Raw genomic sequence first — 3360 nt, 5'->3', positions numbered from 1 at the left:
GAGCACGCCGGCGATCAGTGCCGAGGTCAGCAGGATGCCCACCGCCCACCAGATCGCCGTGGTGTAGCCGTGCACCATCCCCTCTGCGACCAGCAGCTTTCGTGCCGGCTCGCTCGTCGCGCCCGCAGCACGGGCGGTGACGTAGGAGGTGGTGGCGCTGGCGGCGATGGTGTTCAGCAGGGCGGTGCCGATGGCGCCGCCCACCTGCTGAGAGGTGTTGACCATGGCGGAGGCGACGCCGGCGTCGCGCGGCTCGACACCGGTCGTGGCCAGCGACATGGCGGTCATGAAGGCGGTGCCCATGCCCAGCCCCAGCAGCAGCTGTGCGGGGAGGATCAACGTCGCGTACGAGCTGTCCACCTCCAGCTGCGTGAGGATCAGCATGCCGCTCGCGGCCACGACGAAGCCGGGGCCCATCAGCAGCCTCGGCCGTACGCGCGTCATCAGGCGCGCCCCGATCTGGGTCGAGCCCGTGATCATGCCCGCGATCATCGGGAGGAAGGCGACGCCGGTCCTGACCGGGGAGTACCCCTTCACGACCTGCAGGTAGTACGTCAGGAAGAGGAACAGCCCGAACATCGCGATCACGGCGAGACCGAGAGAGAGATACACGCCGCCACGGTTGCGGTCGGTGAGTACGCGCAGCGGCAGCAGCGGAGCCTTCACCTTCGCTTCGACGGCCACGAACGCCCCCAGGAGCAGCACGGTCGCGACGAACATGGCGATGGTGCCGCCGTCGCCCCAGCCGTGGGCTTCCGCCCTGGTGAAGCCGTACACCAGCGCCACGAGGCCCAGCGTGGAGAGGACCACTCCCGGGATGTCCAGGGACGAGTTGTTGCGGCTTCCGGCGGGCTCTCGGATCACGAACACGGCGCCGACGGCGGCGAGCACGGCGAAGGGGATGTTGACGAAGAACGTCCAGCGCCAGTCGAGGTATTCGGTGAGTACGCCGCCGAGGATCAGCCCGATCGCGCCTCCGCCGCCCGCGATGGCGCCGTAGATCCCGAACGCCTTCGCGCGCTCCTTCCCGTCGGTGAACATGACCGCGAGCAGTGAGAGCGCGGCGGGCGCGAGCAGCGCGCCGAAGACGCCCTGGAGCGCCCGCGAGCCGAGCAGCACCGCTTCACCGGGTGCCGCACCGCCGAGCGCGGAGGCCAGGGCGAACCCGGCGAGGCCGATCACGAAGATCCGCTTGCGGCCCCACAGGTCCGCCATCCTCCCGCCGAAGAGCAGCAGCCCGCCGAAGGCGAGGGCGTAAGCGGTGATGACCCACTGCCGGTTTCCGTCGGAGATGCCGAGGTCGGCCTGGGCGGAGGGGAGGGCGATGTTCACGATGGTCGCGTCCAGCACGACCATCAGCTGGGCGATGGCTATGAATGCGAGAGCGGTCCAGCGTCTCGGATCGGCTGCGGCCGCCGGGCCGGTGGCGGTGGACGGTCGGGCTGTTTTCGGCATGACGGTGCCTACCTCACGGTGCTTGTGACGAATGAAGAGCAGTGACGGGTCTTGAAGTGGCGGCGAGTTACGGCAAAGGGCCGACGAAGAGCCGTTTGTCTGTGCGAGAGCATGGAGATGCCGTGCGCCCGCATACGGAGCGGCTGACGGGTCGTGCAGGCGGTCAGCCGTGGTGAGGAGTCAGAACCGGATCAGGTCGTCCGGGTCGGCGACGGAAGGGTCGTTGACGGAGTGGCCGTGACGGAGGGGCCCGGGTCCGTTCAGACCGGCGTGCGAAGTTCCTCCAAGGTGGCTGCGTGGCCGGGCAGTTCGGACCTTGCCGGGGCGCGGAGCCCGTCGAGGAAGAGCTGCACGTGACGGTTGACGAAGCGTGCGATCTCGGCGCAGCCGGTTCCCGGCAGCGGCCTGGTGAGCTGGCTTGTGGCCACGAGCAGGTCGCCGACCTCCACGTCCGGCCGCAACTGCCCGGCGAGCTTGGCGCGTCGGACCAGTTCCTCGACCAGTCCCTCCAAGTGGTGCCGGGCGGCGAGCAGTTGGGGGTCGTCCCCGTCGAAGCCGTCCGAGAGCATGGGACACAGCGCGCCGATGCGCTCTTCGACGGCGGCGAAGACGAACTGCCTCAACGCCGTGAAGGCGTCGACCACTTCGGCCGGTCCGGCTTCTCCGGCCCGGGAATCCGACGGTGAGCCCGCCGCCTCGCCGATCGCGTCCAGTGCTTCCTGCGCCCTGTCCGCGATGCGTTCCGTCACGGCGCGCACGACGCCGTGTACGAGGGTGGAGCGGTCGGGAAAGTGCCGGTAGAGCGTGGCGTTGCCGACGCCCGCACGCCGGGCGATGTCGTCCAGAGGCGCGTCCGCCCCGTGGATGACGAAGGCCTCGCGTGCGGCGGAGACGATGCGTTCATGGTTACGGGCTGCGTCCGCGCGCGACTTGGGAACCGCACGCGCGCCGGCCGCGCTGGTGCTGACGCCTGCGTTGCCGCCCATGGTCACGCCCTTCTGTGTCTCTCGGGTGTCTCGGGGCCCCGGTGTTTGTCCCGGTCCTCGGTCCGGTCTGTCGGTCCGCGAATCCGGGGAGTGGTTCCCCGTTTCACCGGACACAGGCGTAAACGGGGAACGGCTCCCCGCTTATTTCGCGAAGCCGGTGTGTTCCGCGTCACAACCATGTGTGCGCCGCGAAAGGGTACTTGCGACTTCAACGACCTCTACGGGAGGCCGGGCCTGTACGGGCGCCTTCCTGTACGGCCACAACGCACAGCACGACACAGCACCTGCACGACATTCGGAGGAGTTCGCTTCATGAGCATCCCGACTCCCACCAGCACCACACCGGTCAACGTCGCCGTCGTCTACTACTCCTCGACGGGAACCATCGCCACTCTCGCCAAGGAGATCAGCGAGACCGCCGAGAAGGCGGGAGCAGACGTACGGCTGCGCCGCGCAGCCGAGTTGGCGCCGCAGTCGGCCATCGACTCCAACCCGGCGTGGGCGGAGAACCTGCGCGCCACGGCAGACGTCCCCGAAGCCGCTCCCGGCGACATCGAGTGGGCGGACGCCGTGATCTTCGGTACGCCGACGCGCTTCGGCAACGTCTCCTCGCAGCTGAAGCAGGTGCTCGACCAGCTGAGCGCCCTGTGGGCCGAGGGCAGGCTGGCCGACAAGGTCTACAGCGGGTTCACATCCTCCGCGTCGTTGCACGGCGGCCAGGAGTCGACGCTGCTCGCCCTCTACAACACCATTCACCACTTCGGCGGCCTCATCGCCTCGCCCGGCTACACGGACCCGTCCAAGTTCGTGGACGGCAATCCGTACGGCACCTCCCACGTCGACGCGCAGGGCGAGAAGCCCGTGGACGAGACGGCGCGTACAGCTGCGCGCGTGCAGACGGAACGCGTGGTGCGGATCG

General features: G+C 69.0%; 3 protein-coding genes. 1 reads left to right on the top strand and 2 read right to left on the bottom strand.

The window, feature by feature from the left end; genetic code table 11:
• Together H5J26_RS29615 and H5J26_RS29610 are read right to left on the bottom strand one after the other, a co-directional pair.
• Positions 1-1455 (bottom strand): MFS transporter (locus tag H5J26_RS29615; RefSeq protein WP_181769042.1); only part of this gene is annotated, 1455 nt, incomplete at its 3' end.
• A 260-nt stretch (positions 1456-1715) separates the two neighbouring features.
• Positions 1716-2441, bottom strand: coding sequence for a TetR/AcrR family transcriptional regulator (locus H5J26_RS29610; RefSeq protein WP_181769041.1), 726 nt, complete (start codon positions 2439-2441; stop codon positions 1716-1718).
• A gap of 312 nt (positions 2442-2753) precedes the next feature.
• Between H5J26_RS29610 and wrbA the strand changes: the two genes are divergently transcribed.
• Positions 2754-3360: NAD(P)H:quinone oxidoreductase (wrbA, locus tag H5J26_RS29605; RefSeq protein ID WP_181769040.1), on the top strand; the 607-nt coding region annotated here is incomplete at its 3' end.

This window comes from Streptomyces albidus (ex Kaewkla and Franco 2022) (assembly GCF_013870515.1).
Taxonomy (GTDB): Bacteria; Actinomycetota; Actinomycetes; order Streptomycetales; family Streptomycetaceae; genus Streptomyces; species Streptomyces albidus.
This window is presented reverse-complemented; position numbering and strand designations above follow the sequence as displayed.

Bases quoted from the DNA above. Each gene is read 5' to 3' on its own strand.
- H5J26_RS29610 (WP_181769041.1), bottom strand. From the start codon at position 2,441: ATGGGCGGCAACGCAGGCGTCAGCACCAGCGCGGCCGGCGCGCGTGCG.